The sequence below is a fragment of the Pseudomonas sp. MWU318 genome, assembly GCF_016756945.1.
In the GTDB taxonomy this organism is placed as follows: Bacteria; Pseudomonadota; Gammaproteobacteria; order Pseudomonadales; family Pseudomonadaceae; genus Aquipseudomonas; species Aquipseudomonas putida_A.
This window is the reverse complement of record NZ_JAESJL010000008.1, coordinates 220,616-244,144: the sequence shown is the minus strand read 5'-3', so window position 1 is coordinate 244,144 and position 23,529 is coordinate 220,616. Positions and strand designations below refer to the sequence as shown.

Genomic DNA, 23,529 nt, shown 5'->3' with positions numbered 1-23,529 from the left:
AAATCCATGTTGCCTGACCCACCGCTATCGCTTGCAGGCAAGCTCCCACAATGATTTTTTGGTGTGCCCGATTTGAGTGAACACCGCCGGACCCTGTGGGAGCGGGCTTGCCCGCGAAGACGTCGGCACTGCCACTATTGCAACCGCCTGACCCACCATCAAATCCCGCCCACAAAAAAGGGGACTTTCGTCCCCTTGCGGTATCGCCTGGCTTGTCACCAGTCCATCAATAAATATCTTTCGACAACAACGTAAACGGCGTCTTCACCAGGATCTTCAGATCCAGCCACAACGACCAGTTGTTGATGTAATGCAGGTCCATCTCCACCCGCCGCTGCATCTTGTCGATGGTGTCGGTCTCGCCACGGCAGCCGCTGATTTGCGCCAGCCCGGTGATGCCAGGTTTGATTCGATGACGGGCCATGTACGCGAGGATTTTCCCCGAGTAGTAGTGGTTGTGCGCCACCGCGTGCGGACGTGGGCCGACCAAAGCCATCTGCCCCTGCAGCACGTTGAACAATTGCGGCAGCTCATCCAGCGAGGTGCGGCGTATGAAGCGCCCGACCGCAGTAATACGCGAGTCATTACGGCTGGCCTGAACCACTTCACGATCATCGTGCACGCGCATCGAGCGGAATTTCCACACCTGAATCACCTTGCCGTTCCAGCCGTGGCGATCCTGTTTGAAGAACACCGGCCCCGGCGAGTTGATCTTCACTGCCAGCGCGATGAACAGCAGCACCGGACTCAACAGGATGATCGCCAGCAGCGCCACGCCTTTTTCCACCAGACTCTTGCTCAGCGCAGCGGTAGGGCGGCTGGTCAGCGGACTTTCGTTGAGGCAGATCGCCGGCAGACCATCCACGACCTTCACCGAGTGGTTGAGCAGGGTCAGACTGTTCAAGTCCGGCACCCAGACCACATCGACGTTGGCGCCGAGCAAATCGACGTACATCGCTTCGATTTTCGCGGCCTCGGCCAGCGGCAAGGTGATGTACAAACGGCGGATGTCATGATCCTTGATCAGCTCGAGCAAATCTTCCTGATCACCGACCACACGCGGTGCATCCGAATCCAGATTCGGTGTCGCGCCATTGCTGACCAAACCTACCAGCGGCAGGTTTTCCACCTGACTGATCTTCTTCGCCAGACCCAGGGCCAGCTCGCCAGTGCCGACGATCAGGGTCTTCTGCGCGCTGGTGCGGGAACGCTGGTAGTACTTGGAAAAGGCATGCAGTGGCGCGTACATCAGCGCCTGACCGAGGAAGCCGTAGACCGCCCAGCTCAGCGTCACCTCGCGGGAGAACACTTCGTCGGCTTTGCACACGAACGCGATGCCGGCCAGCGCCACCATGGTCATCGACCAGCCCATGAACAAGCGTCCAAGCCCGGTCAGGTAGTTGTCCTGCTTGCGGTACACGCCGCTAAACGTATACGCCGGTACCGAGGCCAATACCGCCAGTGTCGCGCACATGCGGTAATAGAACTCGACGGTGCCTGTGTGCCGTTCAGCCAGTATGAATAACAACGCAACAATGAAAGCCTGCGCCAGTGCCCATTGGCCCCAGAAGGTAAGTCCCTTGAGGCCGTTATTTCGATTGATCCGTAGAGAAAGTTCCATGAGATATCCCCAGAAATACGTCCATTCAGGTTTCGACAGTTGAAGTCCGAGTTGCTAGATAGGCTTGTTGTTGTTATTGGACGAGTGTCCTGAGGTAACAACGTCGATAGGCCGAACTGTCGTCAATCAATAGACTAAGTTATTGCCGGAGAGGGTGTCTGACGAGTTCTAACAAGATGGCACAGTGCCAACTTTTTAATAATCAAATACAACGGTGTTAGAAAAGGTCGCAGAGCGGGGGGTGAATAAATTATGTTGTGTTTGTTACTGTAGGTGGGGTGGAGGCAGGGAACTATTATTACCAGGGGAGGTGAAGCCAAACAGAGTGCTCTTGTTGTTTTTGTAATCGCACTGTTTTCTGTTTGTTTTGTTCGCGGATATCGGCGGTACTTACGCAACGATTTCCTGAATGAGGCAATAACCGCGGTTTCTTACGGCACGGAACAATCGCTCACCATTACTCGCGTTTTTGAACTTGTCCTGCAGGCGACTCAGGCACATCTCCAGGCCGCGATATTGCTCCGGCTCGCGGCCGATGCTGAGGATCAGGTCATCTCGACTGACTACACGTTCTTCGTGATGGAGCATTTTGCGCACCAGCGCGGTTTCCAGTCCGGTAAGGCTGATCTCGACGCCTTCCTTGACCAGGGCGCCTTGATCGTTGTCCAGATGCCAGGTTTCGTTACAGGTGGCGGCGTCTTCGATGGCGGCAGTGCGGTTGTCGCTCTCTGCACTTTGAAACGGCTTCGCCGATTGTGCGGACAGCCATTCCGATTCGAGGGTGGCCAATATGCGCTGGGTGTCGTGTTCAATCGTGCGGGCAACGTTTTTCCGGGTGCCCCTTGGGTAAGTGAACTCCATCAGCATGGGAGCGGAAGAGGGCGAAGTAGCACCTTCAATAAACATTTGTGCCTGAGACGTGCCAAACGAATTGAAGCGCTCGCTGGACAGAATGCTCTCAAGTTCACGCTGCGACGTTGTACTGTTGGTCACGACGACAAAATATTTTCTTGGGAGGGTTGTACTAGTTTCCATGTCTCTCTCCTAAAATGTGCACCAAAATGGGCGAAAAGGTAAATCGGCAGGCGAGCAATAACTTCCTTGGAAGTAACCGACAGGCAGGGTCTGGGCCCAAAATGGCCTCGATAAATTCCACTCGTTCTGCTGCTATGTTGTTAAGTTTATTGTTATGGTTCGGTGTAGCCGTGCTCATTCAATGGCTTGATTATTAGTAGATTTGAAGTACAACTTGAGCTGTATGGTTGCATATGACGATCCTTCGTGATTATGCAAAGAGAATGGCTGCCCGAGAGTCAGGCAGTCGATATCAGGCCCCGCATCAGGCGATAGCCGTAGCCGCGGATGCTCTGAATCGCGTTGGTACCATACATGTCCTTGATTTTTCCACGCAAGCGGCTGATGGATTTTTCCAGCGCTCTCGGGTCGTAGAAATTGGTATTGAGCCCCATGATGCTGGCGATTTCATCATGGCTGAGAATGTGATTGCTGGTCTGCGCAAAGGCTTCCAGGATCTTCATCTCGGCAAACGAGATGTCGAGTTTCTGGCTGGCGCCGCCGAGCAGGCAGATGCGCGTCGGGTCGAGCGTCAGATTGATATCACGCTGCCATTCTTCACTGTTGAAGAATTCACCGAGCAACTCGTCGCCCTCGTCGGAAAGGGTATTGAGTTTGATACAGAAGTCGGCACCGGCCAGGAAGTACTTGATCTTGTTGAAAGCGCCGCGACCGGTTATGACCGCGCAAATGATCGGTTTCAAGTTGTCGGAACGCAGGTTCTCGATCAACGCAAGATTGTCTTCCAGCGCTTGTGGAGTGTCGATAACGATGAAGATGGCGCGATACGAACCAGAAAGTTCATTGTTATAGGAACTAGTGTACGAACCGGCCTCAAGTGCCATATCAGTGCGTACGTGCTTTGCGATCAGCGCCCTGAAATGTTCGGCCACGCCACGGGTACGACCCAGAGTAAGAACACCGGGTGCGTCGTTTGTCGGGCGCGGACTTCTAGTCGCCAAGTTCCCTGAGAGCATCATGCTTTGACTCGAATTAGGTGCTGACATCGGGATGTTAAAGCACCGGTTCTCATCTGTGACTGACAATTGGTAACATTCACGCGATTTTTAGACGTGGCTCCCGAGTTTTCTAACAATAATTAAGCATTTCAAGCTTTTAGTTGATTTTCTCGGGGTTGTGAACTAGTCGTTACATGATGGCAATGTGGAATTGTGCCACTATTTTGAATCTATGGCGATGGCTTTATTCATGTCCAATTGCCACTGTCGACGATCCTGAGACAATGTGAGCTGGGTCACACTTTATTGGCCAATCGAACTTTTTTCTACTATAGCCCTAAATATTTTTTGAGTAGTTCGTAGGCGGACGTTTATTAACATGGCTTGAGTGTGTCTTTTGATAAGACATATTCTCCGTCGCCTGATCAGGCAATGGGTGTCGCGTTATACCGATTGTTTAACTTCAGATACTCAATTCCTGAATGCAGTTGACCGGTCGCTCATCAAGAGCGCTCTGACGGAGGATTAATGGATTTCTGGACCTTTATCCAGGTGTTGATATTGGGCGCGGTAGAAGGCCTGACCGAGTTCTTGCCGATCTCCAGTACCGGCCACCAGATCATCGTCGCCGACCTGCTGGACTTCGGCGGTGAACGCGCGATGGCGTTTAACATCATTATTCAGCTGGGCGCGATCCTGGCCGTGGTCTGGGAGTTTCGCCCGAAGATCTTCGACATCGTCAAAGGCCTGCCGACCCAACGCAATGCGCAACGTTTCACCCTCAACCTGCTGATAGCTTTCCTGCCGGCGGTGGTCCTCGGCGTACTGTTCGCTGACAAAATCCATCAATACCTGTTTAACCCGATCACCGTAGCCATGGCCTTGGTGGTGGGCGGCATCGTCATGTTGTGGGCCGAACAGCGCAACCATGTGGTGAGCGTCGATCATGTCGACGACATGCGCTGGTCAGACGCGTTGAAAATCGGTTTCGTGCAATGCCTGGCGATGATTCCCGGCACGTCGCGCTCGGGCTCGACCATCATCGGCGGTTTATTGTTCGGCTTGTCCCGGAAAGCCGCCACAGAGTTCTCGTTTTTCCTCGCCATGCCGACCATGGTCGGCGCCGCGGTGTATTCCGGCTACAAATACCGTGACCTGTTCCAGGCCAGCGACCTGCCAGTGTTCGCCCTCGGTTTTGTCATCGCGTTCATCTTCGCCATGATCGCCGTGCGCGGCCTGCTCAAATTCATCGCCAACCACAGCTACGCCGCGTTCGCCTGGTATCGGATCGCGTTTGGCTTGTTGATTCTGGCGACGTGGGTGTTTGGCTGGGTGAACTGGACGGAAGCGGCGGCGTGATCACTGACTGCTGATCAATGTCGCATCCGCGAGGTCGTTCAACTCCGAGTTGGGCGACTCTTGGCGGTAGTGCTGCAAGGCTGATGTGAAATACGCGGCTTGCAGCATGCCGTCGCTGGCGAGGTAATAGCGCGCCGCTTCGATTTCCTCTGGCGAGTAAACACGTTTATTGAGACCGGAAACTTTGGAGGTTGCGTAGAACGGCGACAACACCGTCGTCGCCACCATCAAACCGGTGAACTGCGTGATCTGCAAAGGGCTTTCCTCACCCGCGCCACAAATGAAATCGCAGTGGGCGTGAGTACTGGCAGAGGCGGTGGCGAGTAGAGCGAGGGGGATAAAGCGCTTGAACGAAACACAGCGAAACGCGGGCATAAACAAAAGACATCCTGTCAGCACATCAAAACTCCGGGCAACGCTCATTCGTTGCCCGCACATTCAAACCATCTATCAACGCCCTTGCAGCAACTCGCCAGCCTGATCCAGCAGCGCCAGCGGATCCTTGGCCTTATGAATATCCACCGACAACAACTGGCGGAACTTGCGCGCCCCCGGGAACCCGGTGCCCAGCCCCAGCACGTGCCGGGTGATGTGGTGCATCGCACCGCCCGCCTGCAAATGCTCGGCAATATATGGCCGCAACTGCGCCAGCGCCTCGGCACGGCTGATCACCGGCGCGCTGCTGCCGAACAACTGCTGATCGACCTCCGCCAGCAAATACGGATTGTGATAAGCCTCACGCCCGAGCATCACACCGTCAAAGGTCTGCAAATGCTCATGGCAGGCCTCCATCGTCTTGATCCCGCCGTTCAGCACAATCTCCAGCTCCGGAAAATCCGCCTTCAACTGCGCCGCCACGTCATACCGCAACGGCGGAATGTCACGATTCTCCTTCGGCGACAAGCCCTCCAGAATCGCAATCCGCGCATGCACGGTAAAACTGGTACACCCGGCGTCCCGCACCTTACCGACGAAATCACACAACTCGGCGTAACTGTCCCGCCCATTGATCCCGATTCGATGCTTCACCGTCACCGGAATCGACACCGCATCGCGCATCGCCTTCACACAATCCGCCACCAACTGCGGATGCCCCATCAGGCACGCACCGATCATATTGTTCTGCACCCGATCACTCGGGCAGCCAACATTCAGATTCACCTCGTCGTAACCATGCTCCTGCGCCATGCGGGCGCAAGCGGCCAGATCCAGCGGAATACTGCCGCCGAGTTGCAGCGCCAGTGGGTGCTCGGCTTCGTTGTGACGGAGGAAACGTTCGTTATCGCCGTTGAGGAGAGCACCGGTGGTGACCATTTCGGTGTAGAGCAGGGCGTTCTTCGACAGGAGGCGTAGGAAGTACCTGCAATGCCTATCCGTCCAATCCATCATCGGGGCGACGGAGAAGCGGCGGGAGAGTGGGGCGGGTGTGGCGGAGATAGGGGACATTGGCGGTTCTGGATTGGGTGGGGCTGGGAGGTGGTGGAGTTTATCAGGAATGGGGGAGCACGGGTTTGGGAGCTGGTGGAGGTCTATGCTCAAAAAGTAGCCAAGCATTGTGGGAATGCTTGGCAGTAATAAATCTACCCCCTTTTAATTGAAGAACTGATCGAAAACGATCACAAAAGGACGCTCATGAACGGTAAATTTCGGATCAGCGTTGGTATCATCATTGCTCTTTTGACGCTTTCTAACAGCACGTTTGCTAATAATTGCGAGTCAATCCTTTCGAAACTTTATGCGGAGCGTCACTTAACACTGGATAGGCAAACCGAAGGCAAACAGACAACGCACTTTCGTGATGGGCGATACATGACTTTGTCTCTTAGCTGCGCAACCGGCCTACCGAATGTTGCGATCTCATGGGAAGGTCCGACCCCGGTTCAGCAATTCTATGATCTAGTAGGAAGGGCAGGTAGTTTGGTTTCGACACGATCAGCCGCCGATATTATGAAATATTCGAAGCAGTGTAGGGCGCGGGCGCTTAATGATAGCGGAGAGATCGCTACGGTTGAGCAGAGAGGAGTTGCAATTGAGTGCCAAGCTTTCGTTCGTGACGGTGGTGGGACGATGATTTATATATTCTCCAAGTGAAGTCCGCTTTTGTGAGCGTTCCTGTCTAGACGTTCTGATCGTCCTTGCCGTTTTTGAACGGATCTTCGCTAAGGGCCTCTAGCGAAATTTGATTGTTTGTTGCAGGTGATAAGTTGGTGTGCTTTTTGGTACTGCATTCCTTTCGGGTTGTTAATAATGAGTTTCTATATTGTGCCAAATATATTTGTATCTGTGTTTTAGCCATTTTACCAATAGAGAGTTTAGCTGATTCTTCATCCAGTTATGTTTCTTTGCATTAAGCATTTCTTCAATGTCGCTTTCCAGCTCTTCTCTATTGAAACAAAGCCAGATAGTCGGAAGTGTACTTTCAAGGTTGGAGTGACAAACAGGCGCTACCTCTTCAAACAAAATTCGCTTGATTTCGTCTCTATCAAATTCTTCTGTCTGCCGCGCAATCGCAGCATAGTCGACTTCGTTATCAACGAATGCGTCTGACAATGCCCAGCGAATATCCGCTCTTTGTTGCTTTGTCATAGCGCGTCCCATTTGGAAAATTCCTCCAACTCTTCATCAAAGGTATCAGCAACAACGCTACCAGCAATGCCTCCTGCGATACTGCCTGCCAAGACGATTGCTACAGCACATGCAATGGCACCAGGCCCGCAAAATGCGGAAACGCCCAAGCCCGCCACCCCACCACCCGCAGCCCCACCGCCGATGATGATTCCTTGTCTGGCTGTTTCCTTCACTTTGTTGTCAGCATTCATAATTTCATAAACGGCGAAGGTGGCGGTGACCAATAAACCGACTTTTCCCATAATTCTTAATTTCTTGGTTCCCCTACTTACCGGTGCATTGTCCCGACCTGCTGAGTCAAGAATCTCATAGTAAACTTTGCTTTTTTGTTCCGGAGTAAGTTTGCTGTATTCCACTTTTGCGGTTTTTAATGCGTATTTATCTAGCGTTTCCTGAAGCGTTGGAGGAAGTCTCTTTTTTCTCTCGGCAAAGGCCACGCCTTGTGCCGAAGTGTATTTTCGGTGCTCCAGCAAAATTCTGTTTCGCATCTCTTGGCAGAACGCTGCTCCTTCTTTAGCACTAAGCCTTCCTGCAGCAACTTCGGCTTTTGTTTCCACTGACATACGTTTGATGTTGTTCATGTAGTTGGTGCGTACTTTTGCATCCGATATAGCGTCTACAGAAAATCTTGTAGCAGCACCTTCCATTCCCGCAATAGCCATATCCAAGGGCGAATTTTCGAGCGCGTGTGCTTTCTGGACAACGTAGCTTCCCGTGACGAGCAATGGTTCAGTCATGAAAAAATCCTTATTTCAAAGAAGCGTTGAATAACGTATCGAAGATCGAACCAGCGGCCGATTCCTCTTGTGTACCGAATTCAAGCTTGTGACAGATTTTCCCGGGGATATTGAGAAATTTCACAGTGTTGGTGTTATCAAAAACGCCTGATAGGGTAGATCCGTCGTCAAAGTGTGCGGAGCAACTCATGCCCTGATATGACTCCTCCCCTGGAATATTGAAGCTGATCCAACCAGGGTGAACGATGATCGGGGTAGGGGCTGTAAAAGGAGCTGGTGTATGGGAGTCACCGATGATCACTGTTCCCGATCCACCAGTCACAACGTCTCCATGCGTACCCGTGGTGCCGACAAGCGCGGCGTTTTTGCCGTTTATGAAAACTGTCCCGGAAACCGCTGAAGCCAACGCACTACCACAAGTGCAAGTATCGCCTTTTCGAGCAGCCGCCAGTCCGTCGAAGAATACGTCGGGGGAACCGGAAGCGATGGCTTTGGGGCCGTGCCCAGGCATTGGGCAACTGGTGGGATCGGTGATGCGTGCGGCCGGCTTTGCCATGTTTGACTCCCTGTCAACGAATGAACCGGTGCCGACTCTATCAGACTTGTTTGGACTCGTGCCTTGGTACAGCGTCTTCAATTTAAACGGTTGAGATTCAGTCTGTTTAAGATGAGGTTGTCCGTACTACCTCAGCCCTACACCACCTTGCGCCTCCCCCTACACCTAAGACAGAATCCGCCGGCTTGTACGTCTAGACCGTGGGTTCTATCGTTCTCGGGTCACTGAAAACCAGTGACCGGGTTTGGTAGCCCGCGTGTTAGATGTACAGCGTTACCATCACCGATCGTATTTGCGATCGGGGTTTATGGTGGTCATGTACAGGGCGTCTTCGGGCGCGCCGGCTCCTAACACCCGGTCTACCAACCTGTTCATGGCCGCCACCCTTCGTTTGGTAGCGAAAGGGTGAAGCCTTCACTAAAAGTGTTAGGAGTTTCATCCATGTTCAAACCAACGCCCAACCCACCCGAAACCAACCCCGCATCCCCCTACGAATCCCTCGATTCCCGCAAGCTCCACGAAGCCGCCGAGCGCGCCCTCGATCACTACCTCACCCCGGCCAGCCAGATAGTGGCCAGCGGTGATCAATCCAAACCGATGTTCCTCGCCAACCCGGCCTACGACACCGAATCCCTGCTCGCCAACGCCAGTGAATCCCTGGGTTCCGCCACCACCATGCTCAACGATTTCGCCGCGTTGCTGGATGTCTCGCACCGCAAGACGCTGCTGGGCATTGCGCAGGTGGTGATGTTGGGGGAGTTGGCGGTGAATCAGGCGTTGGATAAGGTCGAGTTGAAGGCGTAGCGCGCTGCCCTCCGTGGCGAGCGGCGAGCTTGTGGTCGCGGAGGGCGTTCTGTCGATGCGCAAAACAACCGGCCAAAATGGCGTGTTTCAGCCTGTTTTCGCAGTAATAGCGATGTGCCACAAAAAAATGATGGCAATGCGTCATCACGCGCTCAAAAAAGTTCAACGATTATACAAAAATATAAAGTTGTACAACTTTTCCCAAAATTTATAGCATCCGTTCCATCACTTTTGCTGAAACGATAAATCCAGCGTGAGTCCTGGATTTGTCCGCTGGTGCGTGGGCCGTCGGTACGGCTTTTCGCGTCAGGTTGTTGCAGCCGGGTCAGTGGAAGCTGCCCGTATTTCGCCCAGGACGACGACCCCGAATATGAGCGGTAACTCCGGTTATCAGAGATCTACTTTTTGTGCCTGACGCTGAATCGCGTCAGGGCGTTAGAGGCTGAACATGGCAGAAGCATCGAATTTCCTGGGCAACATCAAGGTTTCCCGAAAGTTGGGGGCCGGGTTTGGCGTTCTTTTGCTGGCGGTGGGGGCGGTGGCCTTCATTGGCTATAACAGCAGCAATGTGCTGGTGGATCGCCTGGGCACCACGCGTCTGATCGGCACGCTCAACGATGCGACGCAGGACATGCGTCTGTCGGAGAAGCAGTACGAAGCGGCGGCGGATGTGGCTTATGCCGAGGCTTATCAGTCGCAGCTGACGGTGTTGCAGGGGTTGATCGCCAAGGCGTTGCAGACCCTGACGCGGGCGGAAAACCAGCAGGCCTTGAAGCGTTTGCAGGACACCACGCTGGCTTACGATCAGCAGGTCAAGCGTTTGGTCGAGGCGGACAAGGCGACCAGCGATGCGCTGAAACCATTGGGAGCGATGTCGGACAAGTACGCCGAGACCTTCAACAGGATGTTCGAGAGCACCACGGCCAGCGCGCTGGCATCTGCCGACAGCGCGCGGGTGGCGGACTTGCGCACGGTGGCGGATCTGCGCAATGGCATGACGATGTTTCGTCTGATGCTGCGACGTTATATCGCTGTGCCGAGCGAGGCCAACAAGCAGGTGCTGCTGGACACCACCGATGCGTTTCTGGCCGACATGAGCAAGGCGCGCAGCGGGTTGCCGGCGGCCCTGTCGAGTCAACTTGAGGAGGCGCAGGCCGGGATGCGCCGTTATCGCGAGGTGCTGGTGCAGGTCGCCGCGCTGTTCGAGCAGAAGCAGAGCCTGCGTCAGCAGGTGGATCAGCAGAGCCAGGCGATGGACAGCATCATGACCGGCCTGATGGACACTCAGCAGCGTCTGGCGCGGGACGATCAACAGCGTGCGTTTATCCAGATTGCCGTGCTGACCGTGTTGGCGCTGGTGGTCGGTTTGTTGGCCGCAGTGCTGATCTCGCGGCAGATCACCGGGCCGCTGGCGCTGACGGTGGAACTGGCGCGACGGATTGCCAAGGGCGATCTGACGGTGCAAGCCAAATCCAGCCGCAAGGATGAGTTGGGCGATCTGCAAAACGCGATGCAGGACATGGCGCAAAGCCTGAACACGCTGGTGCAGGGTATCGGTAACGGCGTGACGCATATTTCGACGTCGGCGGAGAAGCTCTCGGCGATGAGCGAGCAGACCAGCGCCGGTGTGCGTCAGCAGAAAGTCGAGGTGGATCAGGTCGCCACGGCGATGCACGAAATGGCCTCGACGGTGCAGGAGGTGGCGCGCAACACCACGGACGCATCCGCCGCCGCGACCCTGGCCGATCAGCAGGCACGACACGGCAGTGCGGTGGTCAAGCAGGCGACCGTGCAAATCAGCGAACTGTCGGTGGCGATCGAAGACTTGGGCGCGGCGATGAACGTGCTGTCCCAGGACAGTGAGCAGATCGGTAAGGTCATCGATGTAATCAAGGCTGTCGCCGAGCAGACCAATTTGCTGGCGCTGAACGCGGCGATTGAAGCGGCGCGGGCGGGGGAGCAGGGGCGTGGTTTTGCCGTGGTTGCCGATGAAGTGCGCTCGCTGGCGCAGCGCACCCAGGATTCGACCAAGGAAATCGAAGCGCTGATTGTCACTTTGCAGCAGGGCACGCAAGCGGCATCTACGCTGATGACATCCAGCCGCGAGCGCACGCTGGACACCGTGGTGCTGGCGCAGAAGGCCGAGCAGGCGATTACCGAGATCAACCATTCGATCGGCACGATCCAGCAAATGAGCCTGCAGATTTCCGCCGCCGCCGAGCAGCAAAGTGCGGTGGCCGATGAGATCAATCGCAGCATCGTCAGTGTGCGCGATGTGGCCGATCAGTCGGCCGTCGCCAGCGAAGAAAGCGCTGCCGCGACCCTTGAGCTGGCATCGCTGGGGCAGGACCTGCAACGCATGACGGCGCATTTCCGCACCTGATGGCATTTCGCAATGAACTTGGCCGGAATTGACCGGTCAGCCTGTATAAGCGGGGGCCGCCAAGCGGCGCCACCCGGTCCGTGCAGTGATTTTTTTCTGGGCCATGGATGGTTGCAACCCGCTCTCAGGGGGCGTCATGACCAATACACCAATTTTCCCCCAGCCCAGCGGGGGGTGCCAAGGATGCCGGCAAAAAGGCGAGGCCGATATGGCGTTCTCCTTCGCGTTCCAGCCGATTGTCGATGTGCGTGATCAATCGACCTTCGCCCACGAGGCACTGGTCCGGGGCGTTCAGGGCGAAGGTGCACTGTCGGTTCTGCAGCAGGTCGATGACCAGAATCGCTATCGCTTCGATCAACTGTGCCGCGTGCGGGCAATCTCCACGGCCGCGCAGTTGGGGCTCACCGGGTTTCTTTCGATCAACTTCCTGCCGAACGCCGTTTATCGTCCGGACCTGTGCATCCGCAGCACGCTGGAGGCGGCGCGCGCGCATGCGTTTCCGCTTGAGCGGTTGATCTTCGAAGCGGTCGAAGGCGAGCACGTCGAAAGCAATAAGCACTTGATGAACATCCTGCGCGAGTATCGCGAGTTTGGTTTCAAGACTGCCATCGATGATTTTGGCGCGGGGTATTCCGGGTTGAATCTGCTGGCGGATTTTCAACCGGATCTGATCAAACTGGACATGGCGTTGATTCGCGATATCCACCGCGACCGTGTGCGTCAGGCGATTGTGCGGGGCGTGGTGGGCATGTGTACCGAACTGGGGATCGAGGTGATTGCCGAGGGCATCGAGCACCCGGAGGAACGGGACTTTCTTGCCGATTGCGGGATTTATCTGATGCAGGGGTTCTGGTTTGCCAAACCGGCGTTTGAGGCGATGGCGCAGATTCCGATGGAGGCGTGGCGGGCGGTTTGATGCTGGACTCCTACTCATAATCTTGACGCTCACTGGCAGCGAAGGCCGTCACCTCCAAGTGACGGCCTTGCGACTTTAAACGGTGTTGAGCCGTTCGATCACAGGCGCCAGTGCAGGGCGCTTGTTCTGCCATTCGTTTTTGGTGATACCGAGCAGAACAACGTCGATCCGCGCACCCTCTCTCAAGATGTTCTGCCGGCGAACGCCTTCAATCTCGAAGCCGAACTTCTGATGCATCTTCACCACCGCCGCGTTCATCGCCAGCACTTCGCAATTGAGCTTTTCCAGACCGGCGACATCAAACGCGTAATCGAGCATCCAGAACTCGACCACACTACCCAAGCCCTTGCCCTGTAACCCGACGTCCAGGTAAAACGCCCAGTCCGCGCTCTTGTGTAAAACGTTGATCGCATTCAACGAAACAACGCCCACCGCTTGCTCATCCTTGACCACCACAAACACTTGTTGCCGTGGGTTGCCCTGCAAGGAAGCCAGCCAGTTGGCATGTTCCTGTTCGCTGATTTCATGCGAGGTGTACATGAACTTGCGCACATCCGGTTGATTGCGCAGGGTGCGGATACGGGCCTGAATGGCGGGGCTGGCGCTGGTGAGGGGCAGGAATTGCATGGGGAAGTCCTTGTCGGCGGATAAGCGATTCTGAACCGGCGCTGTCGATCAGCAAAGTTTCATGTTGCCGTGCGCGACGCATGTCTAGGATGTTGCACAAGATTGCGGTGTTCAACCCAAGGGGGATCGTGCCATGCGCCTGAATGTCATCAAAGTGCTGTTGATCGCTGCAGCGGTATCGGTGTTGAGTGCCTGTTCGGGCGCGGGTTTGACCACCACCAGTTGTTTTTCTTCGGATTGTCAGTCGCCGGAGGGAGGCAGTCATGCGACGACCCTCAAGTTTGGTGGCAACAGTATCGGCAGCAGCTTGAATCAGTACAGTTCCGGGATGTTGCATGACGACTGATAGATTTCCTGGCTGAAAATCAATGTGGCGAGGGAGCTTGCTCCCGCTGGGCGCGAAGCGGCCCCTCAAAAGAAGGCCTGCTGCGCAGTCCAGCGGGAGCAAGCACCCTCGCCACAAATGTTTGTGCCTGGGGGATTACTGCGGCAGCGCCAGCCACTCGCCAAGGACTTTCTGATAAGTGCCAGTCACTTTGCTCAGATGCAGCCACTGATCAACGTACAGCTTCCAGCTGATGTCATCACGCGGCAGCAGGTACGCCTTCTCGCCGTACTGCATGTACTGGTGCGGATTTACCGCGCACAACCCCGGTTTGAGCTTCTGCTGATACAGCGCTTCGGAGGCGTCGGTGATCATCACGTCGGCCTTGTTGTCGAGCAGTTGCTGGAAGATCGTCACGTTGTCGTGCAAGGCCAGTTGCGCCTTGGGCAGGAAGGCGTGGACGAAGGCTTCGTTGGTACCGCCCGCCGGTTCGACCAGGCGCACATTCGGCTGGTTGATCTGCTCGACGGTCTGGTATTTGGACTGGTCGGCGCAGCGTACCAGCGGGATCTTGCCGTCGCTGTCGAGGGTGTTGCTGAAGTAGGCTTTTTTCTGTCGCTCCAGCGTCACCGAAATTCCGCCCATGCCGATGTCGCACTTGCCGGCCTGCATGTCCGGCATCAGGGTTTTCCAGGTGGTCTGTACCCACTCGACTTTCACCCCGAGGCTATCGGCCAGCGAGCGCGCCATGGCGATGTCGATGCCCTCGAAGTCGCCGTCGGTGCGCTTGAAAGTGTAGGGCTTATAGTCGCCGGTGGTGCAGACGCGCAGTTGGCCTTGTTGCTGGATGCTGTCGAGGTGCGAAGGTTGCTCGGCGGCCTGAGCGCTGAAATTCAGCGCGAGCAATGAACCGAGCAAGAGCAGTTTTTTATTGATGGGCATGTCTGTCGGGCTTCAAAGGGATCGGAGTGAGAAGTTAAACACGTTCCCGGCGCTGATCTCTATGGGTAGCTCGCGGTCAGAGGCCGAGACCTTCCTGCACCACCTGCAACAGATTGTTCTCGGTCAGCGCAATCGCATCCAGTTCCTGACCGGTTTCCACCGTTTGCAGCCACCAATGGCTTTCATGATGTTCATCGACGGTGCGCAGCAGATAGGTGTTGCGCTCGGGCAGAGTGATCTGCACGCGGCCGGCGCCGTCTTCGGTAAACCGGGCGATGGGATCAAAGGTCAGGGTTTGCTGGTTGGCTTCAATCACCAGTTGGTCGATCGCGTAATCGTGGCTTTCGCCATCGGGTGAGCTTTCGCAAACGTGGGTTGGATTGCGGCGGATTTTCAGACCGACTTCGGTGACGGGGTGCAGCCAGGCCTCGATGCGGTGGTACAGATCGTAGACCTGCGCCGGCCAGCAATCGATCTCCAGCGCGGCATCCGCATGGGTGTGCCGGGTTTGTTTGAGTTTGGCGGCGAGTTCGTCTGCTTTACTCATTTCGGATCCCTTGGTTTGATGTCTGCCTGTTAATCGTAGACCGTTCAACGGCGTACGGCCTTGCCTTGCGTCATGCGCTTGCAACACAAGCATGGCGAAATCAGCGCTGGCCAAGTCTGGTCAGCATCAAAAAAACCACGGACGCAGGCGTCCCAAGGAGTGGGTACATGAAAAAGCTGTTTACAATTCTGGCGCTGATCGCGCTGACGGCCGGTAGCATCGGCCTGAGTTCGGCGCGTCAGTCGAACGCCAGCAAGGTACAAACGGAAGCGGTAGCGGGGCAGTTCGATTACTACCTGCTGACGCTGTCCTGGTCGCCAACGTTCTGCCTCACCCACAAAGATGACTTGCAATGCTCCGGCAAGGGCTACGGCTTCGTGCTGCACGGCTTGTGGCCGCAATACGCCAACGGCGGCTGGCCGGAATCCTGCCCACCGCTGACCACGTTGTCGGCGGCGGAAACCACCAAGGGCCTGACGCTGTTCCCGACCAAGAAACTGCTTGACCACGAATGGTCCAAGCACGGCACCTGCAGCGGCCTGGGCGCGATGGGTTATCTGGAAGAAGCGGACAAAGCGGTTGGCGCGGTGAAAATCCCGCAGGAGCTGCAACCGTTCAGCTCCTCGTATTACTTCGAAGCCCAGGAAATCGCCGACCTGTTCCGCAAGGCCAACCCGGGGATCCCGGCCAATGGCATCGCGGTGATCTGCAGCGGCCCGGAACTCTCGGAAGTGCGGGTGTGCATGGGTAAGGATCTGCAGTTCGGCGCGTGCGGCAAGGGCGTGAAGACCCAGTGCCGGGCGGGGGATATTCGGGTGCCGCCGTCGCGTTGATGTAAGCAGTTCCCACGAACAGAAAAGAGCGCCCCGATCGGGCGCTTTTTTTTGCCTGAAGGTTTGAAGCACCCGGAAAATTCACGCATGCTTGCGCCCCCCCCCAAAGGATGACCCGTAACACTGCAAGGAGCTGTTCATGAGCGGAAAACCCGCCGCCCGCGTCACCGATCCAACCGCCTGCCCACTCCCGGGACATGGCACCAATCCGATTGCCAGTGGCTCGCCGAACGTGAATTTCGACGGCTTGGCGGCTGCGCGAATGACCGATAAATCAGCGTGCGGTAGCCCGATTACTGGCGGCGTTTCCTCGACGGTGTTTATCAATGGCTTAAACGCCGCGACCCTGGACAGCACCGGTGGGCACGGCAATGTGGTCATTGGCGGGTCGGGCACGGTCATCATTGGTGACACGGTAACAGCGGCACCTTTCAGTGGATTGCTGCCGATGCCGGTGCATTTCACGGACAAATTGAAACTGGTCAATGACGTGACCGGTGAGCCCATGATCAATCATCCCTACGTGATCCAGCGCGCAGACGGGCGTCTGGAGCACGGGGTGTCTGATGCTAACGGATACACCCACGAAGTCAGCTCGCACCTGCCTGAAACCATCAAGCTGTTTCTGGAGGAGTGAGGCATGGCCGCTGAAACAGTAACGTGCGCGAAAGGCAACAATTACAAGCTGCACAAGGAACATGCGCTGACGGACAAGAAGGATGTCAGTGACAAGCCTGTGCCGGTGGAGAGTACCAAGGCGATTGTGTTTTTTATTGGCGGCGCAGGGGATAAGGAAAGTTATTATTTTTCGGGGCCGTTCGGGAACGTGAACCAGGCCATGACCGGTTTCGACAAACGTAATCTGGACCTGACCAAACTAGGCAAATATAAATCCCAATGGCTTGGGTATAACGAGGTTCGGGGAAAGAAGGACATCCAAAAAAATGTTCTCAACATAATTCCCTACAAGTCTTGCCCAATCTACATTGTCGGACACAGCCTTGGGGGATGGAACGGCGCGCATTTGACCAGTGTAATGTCGGAGTGGGGTTACAGGATCAACATGCTCGTTACGCTCGACCCCGTAGGTGAAGGTGCTTTGGTGTGGCTGGGATCCGATATCTATGGAGATAAGCCAACACCGGTGGCTGATTTCTGGGTAAACATTAAAGCTATGCCTTCCAAGCCAGACCAGTCCGACTCGGTGGCGGATTTCGGGGAAAAATGGCAAGTGCTGTGCGGGCCTGACATTAATGTCACCATGGATACGAACCACGCTAATGCTCCAGCGATGTTTACCCGACCTGTCGTTGAAGGAAAATCGGCAAGTGATTTGATGTTCGAGTCAATTCGAGAGAGCAATCGCTGATGAAAAGATTGTCTGTTCTTCTGTTAGCCATATTGTGCTCGTCATGTGCCAAAGATCACACAGTGCCTCCTGCGAATCTCAACTTTCTGTCAGTCGAAAGGGAAAGTATTGGTCTGCTTTACAAAATTCGTTACGGCTCGGATGTAAATCTTTTGGATTTGTTCGGAAGAGGTATGGGGAAGGGCGCAGCGTCGACGATGTTTGAGTGTCCGCTTGGTGATGATCAGAATTTTTCCATCACTAACCGATTCAGCTACTCGGCCTACGGACTGATTGAGGTGGATGAAACTAGTCAGGCAAGCGGTAAATTCAACTATATGACGAGTGCTTTTTTGCGGCAGACCCAAAATAACGGTACTTCGCAAGAGGATCTCTCCGTACAGGAATTGAATGCCCTTCTGCTTGGTAAACAACAAATCCCCTGCAAAGTCGTCGTCACCGCGTACGGCTACAAACCCTACTACTCAAACACCATGAACCTGCCGGTCGCGGATCTGCTGCGCGAAATCAACAAACCCCGATAGCCATCATCGGTGCCCTGCGCAGATACGCGAGGGCGATCACCCGCAAAACCACAACTGAAAATAAATCGTCGTGCGGAGGTCATCCAAATCCCTCGCGCGCCGATACAACTGGGCGGGCGTGTGTTGGCGCGGCGGGTTTGCCGAGCACACCCCGGTGGGCTACGCTCATGAAAAGTAAGGGTTTCGGGCTGCGGCCCCTGTCGTACCTGCCCAGGACACGTTTTTGCCAATCCCCATTCACGACCCCCATCAGACTCCCGGCACGCTTAAACGCCTGCCACTGCGCAAGGCGGCAGCGCTGTTCATCGTTGCGGTGTGCCTGTGCCTGTCCGGCTTGCTCTATCTGCAACTGGAGCAGACACGGCGTCAGGATCTGGCCAATGCGCAGATCGCTTCCACCAACCTGACCCGAGCCATGGCGCAGCAGGCCGAAGACACGTTTCTGGCCGCCGACCTGGTGCTTACCAGTCTCGCCGATTGGGTTGAGGACGATGGTTACGGCGCCGCGCAGCGACCTCGTCTGCAAAAAACTTTTGCACGTCGGGTGCAGCAACTGGAGCAGTTGCATGGCATGTTCCTGTTTGATCGCGAGGGCCAGTGGGTGATCACCTCGTTCACCGATCTGCCCCGTGGTAATGGTGTGGCGGACCGCGAATACTTCAGGTTTCATCAGCAGAACGTGTCCACCGTGGCGCACATCGGCCCGGCGATTCGCAGTCGCGAAAATGGCGAGTGGATCATCCCGATCTCGAAACGCATCAACGATCGCGCCGGCAATTTCCAGGGCGTGCTGATGGCCGGGATCAAGATGGCGTACTTCGACCGGTTCTTCAAAAGCTTCAGCCTCGATGACAACGGCATCATGTTTCTCGGGCTCAAGGACGGCACGTTGCTGGCGCGGCGGCCATTCGACGAAGGCCTGATCGGTTCGTCACTGGCGCAAGGCAGGATTTATCAGAAGTTGCTGCCCGAGGCTCCAGCCGGTACCGCGATGATCAAGTCGGTGGTCGACGGCGTGGTGCGCTTGTACGGCTACCGTCAGTTGGGCTCGTATCCGCTGGTGGTCGCGGCGGCGTCGTCGCGCGACACGATTCTAAAGGGTTGGTCCGAGCGGGCCTTTCAGTCCAGCGTGATTGTGGCGCTGGTGATTCTTGGCGTCGGCCTGTTCGGTTGGGTATTCATTCATCAGGTGCGTGATGGCGAGCGTATCGAGAAAAACTTGCGCAAGGCACAGCGCGCACTGGAGCAGATCGCGACCCACGACAGCCTGACCGGGCTGGCGAATCGGCGCCTGTTCGAGCGTTCGCTGGAGATTGAGTTTGCCCGCGGTGCCCGGCAGTCGAGTCCGGTCGGCCTGATCATGCTCGATATCGATTTCTTCAAGCGTTACAACGATGCCTACGGCCATGTGGCGGGCGATCATTGCCTGACGCAGGTAGCGCAGGTGTTGAAGAATTGCTGCCAGCGCAAGGCTGATCTGGCGGTGCGTTACGGTGGCGAGGAGTTTGCGGTGTTGCTGCCGGACACCGACATAAATGGCGTACTGGCGATCGCCGGGCAGATCCGCCGCAGCGTGATGGATAAACGCATCACCCACAGTGGCTCGCCTACCGGTTATCTGACGGTGAGTCTGGGCTGCTATTCGTTCATCCCCAGCGGCAATGACAGTCTGGAAGTGTTTATTCAGCGTGCAGACGCGGCGCTCTATCAGGCGAAACATGCCGGACGCAATCGCGCGGCGGTGTTGTCGCTGGAGGCGGGGGTTGCCGAGTTGATGCGTTCGGATCGCTGAAGTTTCGACGCTTTAACAAGGGTGAGGGAGCAGGCTCCCTCACACAGGCTTATCACCAACCGTAACGCCGGTTCGTTCAGCTGCCCGAGCCACCGCCCGCACCGCCGGTTCCGCCACCGGCCGCGCCTGTACCGCCGCCAGCCCCCGAACCCGAACCCATGGCGCCGCCGTTGGTGCCGGTGCCGTTGCCAGAACCAGGGCTACCCGCGCCGTTACTGCCGGCAGGTGCGCCCGGGGTGTTGTCCGGCGGCTTGGGCGTGCTTTTGTTGACGTCGGGGTTGGTACTCGATGTGCCAGAGCTGTCGTTCGCCGCGAAGCTGGCAGCCGAGGCGGCGGCGAGCAGGCCGGCGAGTAACAACGAGGTGAGTGTGCGTGTAGTCATGGTACGTCTCCAGAAGGGGTCGGTTACCTGACTTTGGTCTGACTCTTTTACCCGTTGGTGCCGATTGGCTGACGAGCGGTTGTCGAGCCTCAGTGTCGGTCGGCCGCCAGTTTCTGCTCCAGCGCCTGACGCACCTGCGGCCACTCGTCATCGATGATGCTGAAGCGCACCGAGTTGCGCTTGCGCCCGTCCGGCATGATCCGCTCGTGGCGCACGATGCCTTCCTGTTGCGCACCGAGGCGCAGAATCGCGTTGCGCGACTTCTGGTTGTTCTCGTCGGTGGTGAACTGCACTCGCACGCAGTCAAGCACCTCGAAGGCGTGACGCAACATCAGGTATTTGGCTTCGGTGTTGACGAAGGATTTCTGCCAGCGCGCCGAAATCCAGCTGCTGCCGATTTCCAGTTTGCGATTGAGCGGATCAATCTTCCAGAACCGGGTCGAGCCGATCACTTCGCCGCTATCCTTCAACACAATCACAAACGGCATGACCGTGCCGGCGTCGCGGCCGTCGAGGGCCTTCTTCAGATAGCTGTCGACGGTACTCGCCGACGGCACCACGGTGACGGTGAGGTTCCACAGTTCGCCGTCGGCGGCAGCGCGGAGCAGGGCGTCGGCGTCGCTGTACTGAAGCGGGCGCAGGAGGATGCGCGGGCCTTGCAGGGTGGTGAGCATGGAATCGAGTCTCGGCAGTCCGGGGCAGTGGCGAGCGCCTATTACGCCGCAGCCGGTTGATCCGATGCAACCACCGCCGTCAGCGCAGGGTCACAAATTTCACACCTTGTTCGCCGGAGTCTGGACGATGAAAAACCTGCGGATCGCCACGTTCAATGTCAACGGTCTGCGCGCGCGCTTGCCGAACCTGCTGCAGTGGCTCAAGCGCGAGCAACCGGACATCGCTTGTCTGCAGGAACTCAAGTCGGTCGACAGCGCCTTCCCCGCCGCCGAACTGGAGGCAGCGGGGTACGGCGCAATCTGGCACGGGCAGGCGTCGTGGAACGGCGTGGCGATTCTCGCCCGCGATGCGCAACCGCTGGAGAGCCGTCGCGGTCTGCCGGGCGATCCCGAGGACAAGCACAGCCGTTATCTGGAGGCGGCGGTGCATGGTGTGCTGGTCGGCTGCCTGTACCTGCCCAACGGCAACCCGCAACCGGGGCCGAAGTTCGACTACAAACTGGCCTGGTTCGAGCGCTTGATCCGCTACGCCAAGGATTTGCAAAGCAGCGACCATCCGGTGGTGCTGGCTGGCGATTACAACGTGGTGCCCACCGACATGGACATCTATAACACCCGCTCCTGGCTCAAGGATGCGCTGCTGCAACCCGAAAGCCGCGAGTGTTATCAGCGGCTGCTGGATCAAGGCTGGACCGATTCGCTGCGCCATCTGTATCCCGACGATCGCCTCTACACCTTCTGGGATTACTTCCGCCAGCATTGGCAAACCAACTCTGGTCTGCGCATCGATCATCTGCTGCTCAATCCGGCACTCAGTCCGTACCTGCACGAGGCCGGGGTCGACGCCTGGGTGCGCAACGAACCGCACGCCAGCGACCATGCGCCGACCTGGATTCGCATCGGTTCGCGCAAGCGTCGGTAGCGCTGATTGGCGAAATCAATTGTCGGAGTCGGGGCTCGATCCCGTATACATGTCGGCCAGCGGCGCAACGATCCGCGGCCACATGCAAAAGGACTGAGCAATGAGCGAGCCACGTCTGGCGAATCCGACGTTGTACCTGCAACACCTGGGGTTCGACACCCCACCGCCCCCCACACTGACAACCCTGCGGCAGTTGCAGTTGCGCCACACCGGCGTCTTTCCCTTCGAGAACCTGTCGACGATCACTGGCGCGCCGGTGCTGATCGATCTGGCATCGGTCGAACAAAAGGTTCTCCACGGTGGCCGGGGTGGTTACTGCTACGAACTGAACAATCTGTTTCTGGCGTTGTTGCAGGAATTGGGCTTCGAGGCCCGTGGCATCTCCGGGCGCGTGGTGCTGGCGCAACCCGAAGGCACCTGGACGGCCCGCACCCATCGCCTGAGCCTGGTGATCATCGATGGCGAGCGCTACATCACCGATGTCGGCTTCGGTGGCATGGTGCCGACCGCGCCGTTGCTGCTCGATACCGAGGCTGAACAACTGACGCCGCATGAATCCTATCGCATCGAAAAACAGGCCGACGGCTACATGCTGCGCGCCAATGTCGCAGGCGAGTGGCGCGCGATGTATCTGTTTGATCTGCAACGCCAGGAAGACATCGATTACACCCTCGGCAACTGGTACGTTTCGACCCATCCCGAGTCCCCGTTCGCCAAACGGCTGATGGTTGCGCGCACTGGCGATGGCTGGCGGCGGACCCTGAACAACGGCAGCTTCGCGATTCATCATATGGGCGCCGACAGCGAGCGCCGCGAGGTGGCGGATGTCGATGAGCTGATTGCGCTGCTGGAGCAGGAGTTCAATCTGCGCCTGCCTGACCAGCCGCATGTGCGCCAGTCGCTGGCGCGGATGCTTGTACCGGCCTGATCTCAGGGCTTGGCCTCCGGTTCCAGTACCCGGCGGATTTCCCCGACCGCCGCCGACAGCTTTTTTTCCAGGCTCTTGAGGTCGGCGGCGGTGATGCCTGTCTTGAATTGCCCGGAGTGGTGCGGCTCGACGTCTTGCGTTTTGCTGCCAGCCTCCAGCAGGGCATGGCGCAGAGTGTTGTTGATCACCGTCTGATAACCGAAGCCTTCGTTTTCCGCCACGCTGCGGGCGGCTTCGATGACCGCGTCATCAAGCATGATGGTGATGCGGGTCTTGCCCTTGGCGGGCGCCAAGGCACCGCGCTTGCCGCGCGAGAAATCGTATTCGTCTTTCATTGATCAAGCCTCCAGAAAATATGCGCGACGTTCGCTCGGTGTGGCGACACGTGCGGAAATGATTCGTACGACGTTGGCCTCGCGATAACTGTACGCAACCACCAGCAAACGCCCTTTGCCGTCGAGGCCGAGGGTGATCCAGCGCTGTTCGTCATGGTCGTTGTCCTCGATCGTCAGCGCGCGTTCGTCATGAAAGACCGGCTCGGTCTCGGCAAGGCTGACGCCCCTGTGCTTGAGTTTGTTGGCTGCGTTCTTGCTTTTGTCGTACTGAATTTCGAATGACTTCATTATG

General features: G+C 56.8%; 28 protein-coding genes and 1 pseudogene. 14 read left to right on the top strand and 15 right to left on the bottom strand.

Annotation, left to right across the window (positions count from 1 at the left end; all coding sequences use genetic code 11):
• Nucleotides 1-226 precede the first annotated feature (226 nt).
• The 3 genes from JN524_RS19920 to JN524_RS19910 all read right to left on the bottom strand — a co-directional run bounded on the left by JN524_RS19920 (nt 227) and on the right by JN524_RS19910 (nt 3,675).
• Nucleotides 227-1,621 carry an undecaprenyl-phosphate glucose phosphotransferase gene (locus JN524_RS19920; protein ID WP_202370444.1) on the bottom strand — a complete coding sequence of 465 codons (1,395 nt, stop codon included), beginning with the start codon at nt 1,619-1,621 and terminating at the stop codon, nt 227-229.
• 390 nt (nt 1,622-2,011) lie between these two features.
• Nucleotides 2,012-2,656, bottom strand: coding sequence for a winged helix-turn-helix domain-containing protein (locus JN524_RS19915; protein WP_027611488.1), 645 nt, complete (start codon nt 2,654-2,656; stop codon nt 2,012-2,014).
• Nucleotides 2,657-2,934: 278 nt separating this feature from the next.
• Nucleotides 2,935-3,675, bottom strand: a complete 741-nt coding sequence (locus JN524_RS19910; RefSeq protein WP_202370443.1) for a winged helix-turn-helix domain-containing protein — start codon at nt 3,673-3,675, stop codon at nt 2,935-2,937.
• A gap of 507 nt (nt 3,676-4,182) precedes the next feature.
• Between JN524_RS19910 and JN524_RS19905 the strand changes: the two genes are divergently transcribed.
• A complete protein-coding gene (locus tag JN524_RS19905; RefSeq protein WP_097088603.1) occupies nt 4,183-5,013 on the top strand; it encodes an undecaprenyl-diphosphate phosphatase in 831 nt (276 codons plus the stop codon).
• Here JN524_RS19905 and JN524_RS19900 read toward each other — a convergent pair whose 3' ends face one another.
• Both JN524_RS19900 and dusA read right to left on the bottom strand, forming a co-directional pair.
• Nucleotides 5,014-5,268: a DUF2388 domain-containing protein gene (locus JN524_RS19900; RefSeq protein WP_237403126.1), complete on the bottom strand. Its 255-nt coding sequence runs from the start codon at nt 5,266-5,268 to the stop codon at nt 5,014-5,016. It lies immediately after the preceding gene.
• 195 nt (nt 5,269-5,463) lie between these two features.
• The gene (gene dusA / locus JN524_RS19895) at nt 5,464-6,459 is read right to left on the bottom strand and encodes a tRNA dihydrouridine(20/20a) synthase DusA (RefSeq protein ID WP_202370442.1); all 996 of its coding nucleotides are present in this window, start codon (nt 6,457-6,459) and stop codon (nt 5,464-5,466) included.
• A gap of 186 nt (nt 6,460-6,645) precedes the next feature.
• On the opposite strand from dusA, the gene JN524_RS27280 reads away from it, so the two are divergent.
• Nucleotides 6,646-7,104 carry a hypothetical protein gene (locus JN524_RS27280; RefSeq protein WP_237403125.1) on the top strand — a complete coding sequence of 153 codons (459 nt, stop codon included), beginning with the start codon at nt 6,646-6,648 and terminating at the stop codon, nt 7,102-7,104.
• 150 nt (nt 7,105-7,254) lie between these two features.
• On the opposite strand, the gene JN524_RS19890 is transcribed toward JN524_RS27280, so the two are convergent.
• From JN524_RS19890 to JN524_RS19880, 3 genes are read right to left on the bottom strand one after another with little or no spacing between them, the layout of a single operon-like run.
• Complete coding sequence (locus JN524_RS19890) at nt 7,255-7,611, bottom strand: DUF7079 family protein (protein WP_202370441.1); 357 nt, start codon at nt 7,609-7,611, stop codon at nt 7,255-7,257.
• A complete protein-coding gene (locus JN524_RS19885) occupies nt 7,596-8,378 on the bottom strand; it encodes a hypothetical protein (protein WP_135296225.1) in 783 nt (260 codons plus the stop codon). The genes JN524_RS19890 and JN524_RS19885 overlap by 16 nt, the downstream gene beginning before the upstream one ends.
• 10 nt (nt 8,379-8,388) lie before the next feature.
• Nucleotides 8,389-8,934, bottom strand: coding sequence for a PAAR domain-containing protein (locus JN524_RS19880; protein ID WP_135296224.1), 546 nt, complete (start codon nt 8,932-8,934; stop codon nt 8,389-8,391).
• Between the two features lie 441 nt (nt 8,935-9,375).
• Here JN524_RS19880 and JN524_RS19875 point away from each other — a divergent pair, with 441 nt between their 5' ends.
• From JN524_RS19875 to rimA, 4 genes and pseudogenes are all read left to right on the top strand, one after another.
• The gene (locus JN524_RS19875) at nt 9,376-9,738 is read left to right on the top strand and encodes a DUF6124 family protein (RefSeq protein ID WP_202370440.1); all 363 of its coding nucleotides are present in this window, start codon (nt 9,376-9,378) and stop codon (nt 9,736-9,738) included.
• 448 nt (nt 9,739-10,186) lie between these two features.
• Nucleotides 10,187-11,263, top strand: a pseudogene (locus tag JN524_RS27580) (methyl-accepting chemotaxis protein); the annotation flags it as partial.
• Entirely contained in the window at nt 11,249-12,121 is an 873-nt protein-coding gene (locus JN524_RS27575) for a methyl-accepting chemotaxis protein (RefSeq protein WP_442964286.1), read from the top strand. The pseudogene JN524_RS27580 and the gene JN524_RS27575, both read left to right, overlap by 15 nt.
• A 136-nt stretch (nt 12,122-12,257) precedes the next feature.
• Complete coding sequence (gene rimA, locus JN524_RS19865; protein WP_202370438.1) at nt 12,258-13,037, top strand: S6 modification regulatory phosphodiesterase RimA; 780 nt, start codon at nt 12,258-12,260, stop codon at nt 13,035-13,037.
• A gap of 75 nt (nt 13,038-13,112) precedes the next feature.
• On the opposite strand, the gene pseH is transcribed toward rimA, so the two are convergent.
• On the bottom strand, nt 13,113-13,664 hold the full coding sequence (pseH, locus tag JN524_RS19860; protein ID WP_202370437.1) for a UDP-4-amino-4,6-dideoxy-N-acetyl-beta-L-altrosamine N-acetyltransferase: 552 nt from the start codon (nt 13,662-13,664) through the stop codon (nt 13,113-13,115).
• A gap of 133 nt (nt 13,665-13,797) precedes the next feature.
• Here pseH and JN524_RS19855 point away from each other — a divergent pair, with 133 nt between their 5' ends.
• Complete coding sequence (locus JN524_RS19855) at nt 13,798-14,010, top strand: hypothetical protein (RefSeq protein WP_202370436.1); 213 nt, start codon at nt 13,798-13,800, stop codon at nt 14,008-14,010.
• 135 nt (nt 14,011-14,145) lie between these two features.
• Here the strand turns inward: JN524_RS19855 and JN524_RS19850 are convergent, their stop codons facing one another.
• Nucleotides 14,146-14,931: a transporter substrate-binding domain-containing protein gene (locus JN524_RS19850; RefSeq protein WP_202370435.1), complete on the bottom strand. Its 786-nt coding sequence runs from the start codon at nt 14,929-14,931 to the stop codon at nt 14,146-14,148.
• Nucleotides 14,932-15,007: 76 nt separating this feature from the next.
• Nucleotides 15,008-15,478 carry a hypothetical protein gene (locus JN524_RS19845; RefSeq protein WP_202370434.1) on the bottom strand — a complete coding sequence of 157 codons (471 nt, stop codon included), beginning with the start codon at nt 15,476-15,478 and terminating at the stop codon, nt 15,008-15,010.
• A gap of 167 nt (nt 15,479-15,645) precedes the next feature.
• Here JN524_RS19845 and JN524_RS19840 point away from each other — a divergent pair, with 167 nt between their 5' ends.
• From JN524_RS19840 to JN524_RS19820, 5 genes are all read left to right on the top strand, one after another.
• Nucleotides 15,646-16,311, top strand: a complete 666-nt coding sequence (locus JN524_RS19840) for a ribonuclease T2 (RefSeq protein ID WP_202370433.1) — start codon at nt 15,646-15,648, stop codon at nt 16,309-16,311.
• 139 nt (nt 16,312-16,450) lie between these two features.
• Nucleotides 16,451-16,948 carry a PAAR domain-containing protein gene (locus tag JN524_RS19835; protein ID WP_202370432.1) on the top strand — a complete coding sequence of 166 codons (498 nt, stop codon included), beginning with the start codon at nt 16,451-16,453 and terminating at the stop codon, nt 16,946-16,948.
• A 3-nt stretch (nt 16,949-16,951) separates the two neighbouring features.
• Nucleotides 16,952-17,680, top strand: coding sequence for an alpha/beta hydrolase (locus JN524_RS19830; RefSeq protein ID WP_202370431.1), 729 nt, complete (start codon nt 16,952-16,954; stop codon nt 17,678-17,680).
• 62 nt (nt 17,681-17,742) lie between these two features.
• Nucleotides 17,743-18,204 (top strand): hypothetical protein, encoded by a 462-nt coding sequence (locus JN524_RS19825; RefSeq protein WP_337248665.1) that lies wholly within the window; start codon nt 17,743-17,745, stop codon nt 18,202-18,204.
• A gap of 223 nt (nt 18,205-18,427) precedes the next feature.
• Nucleotides 18,428-19,996 carry a sensor domain-containing diguanylate cyclase gene (locus tag JN524_RS19820; RefSeq protein ID WP_202370429.1) on the top strand — a complete coding sequence of 523 codons (1,569 nt, stop codon included), beginning with the start codon at nt 18,428-18,430 and terminating at the stop codon, nt 19,994-19,996.
• 76 nt (nt 19,997-20,072) lie between these two features.
• Here JN524_RS19820 and JN524_RS19815 read toward each other — a convergent pair whose 3' ends face one another.
• Both JN524_RS19815 and JN524_RS19810 read right to left on the bottom strand, forming a co-directional pair.
• A complete protein-coding gene (locus tag JN524_RS19815; protein ID WP_202370428.1) occupies nt 20,073-20,378 on the bottom strand; it encodes a hypothetical protein in 306 nt (101 codons plus the stop codon).
• Between the two features lie 89 nt (nt 20,379-20,467).
• Nucleotides 20,468-21,052, bottom strand: coding sequence for a GNAT family N-acetyltransferase (locus JN524_RS19810; protein ID WP_202370427.1), 585 nt, complete (start codon nt 21,050-21,052; stop codon nt 20,468-20,470).
• Between the two features lie 127 nt (nt 21,053-21,179).
• Here JN524_RS19810 and JN524_RS19805 point away from each other — a divergent pair, with 127 nt between their 5' ends.
• Both JN524_RS19805 and JN524_RS19800 read left to right on the top strand, forming a co-directional pair.
• On the top strand, nt 21,180-21,974 hold the full coding sequence (locus tag JN524_RS19805) for an exodeoxyribonuclease III (RefSeq protein WP_202370493.1): 795 nt from the start codon (nt 21,180-21,182) through the stop codon (nt 21,972-21,974).
• A gap of 100 nt (nt 21,975-22,074) precedes the next feature.
• The gene (locus JN524_RS19800; protein WP_202370426.1) at nt 22,075-22,902 is read left to right on the top strand and encodes an arylamine N-acetyltransferase family protein; all 828 of its coding nucleotides are present in this window, start codon (nt 22,075-22,077) and stop codon (nt 22,900-22,902) included.
• Nucleotides 22,903-22,904: 2 nt separating this feature from the next.
• Here JN524_RS19800 and JN524_RS19795 read toward each other — a convergent pair whose 3' ends face one another.
• Nucleotides 22,905-23,237, bottom strand: a complete 333-nt coding sequence (locus JN524_RS19795) for a BrnA antitoxin family protein (protein WP_202370425.1) — start codon at nt 23,235-23,237, stop codon at nt 22,905-22,907.
• Nucleotides 23,238-23,240: 3 nt separating this feature from the next.
• Entirely contained in the window at nt 23,241-23,525 is a 285-nt protein-coding gene (locus tag JN524_RS19790; protein ID WP_027611518.1) for a BrnT family toxin, read from the bottom strand.
• Nucleotides 23,526-23,529: the final 4 nt, after the last annotated feature.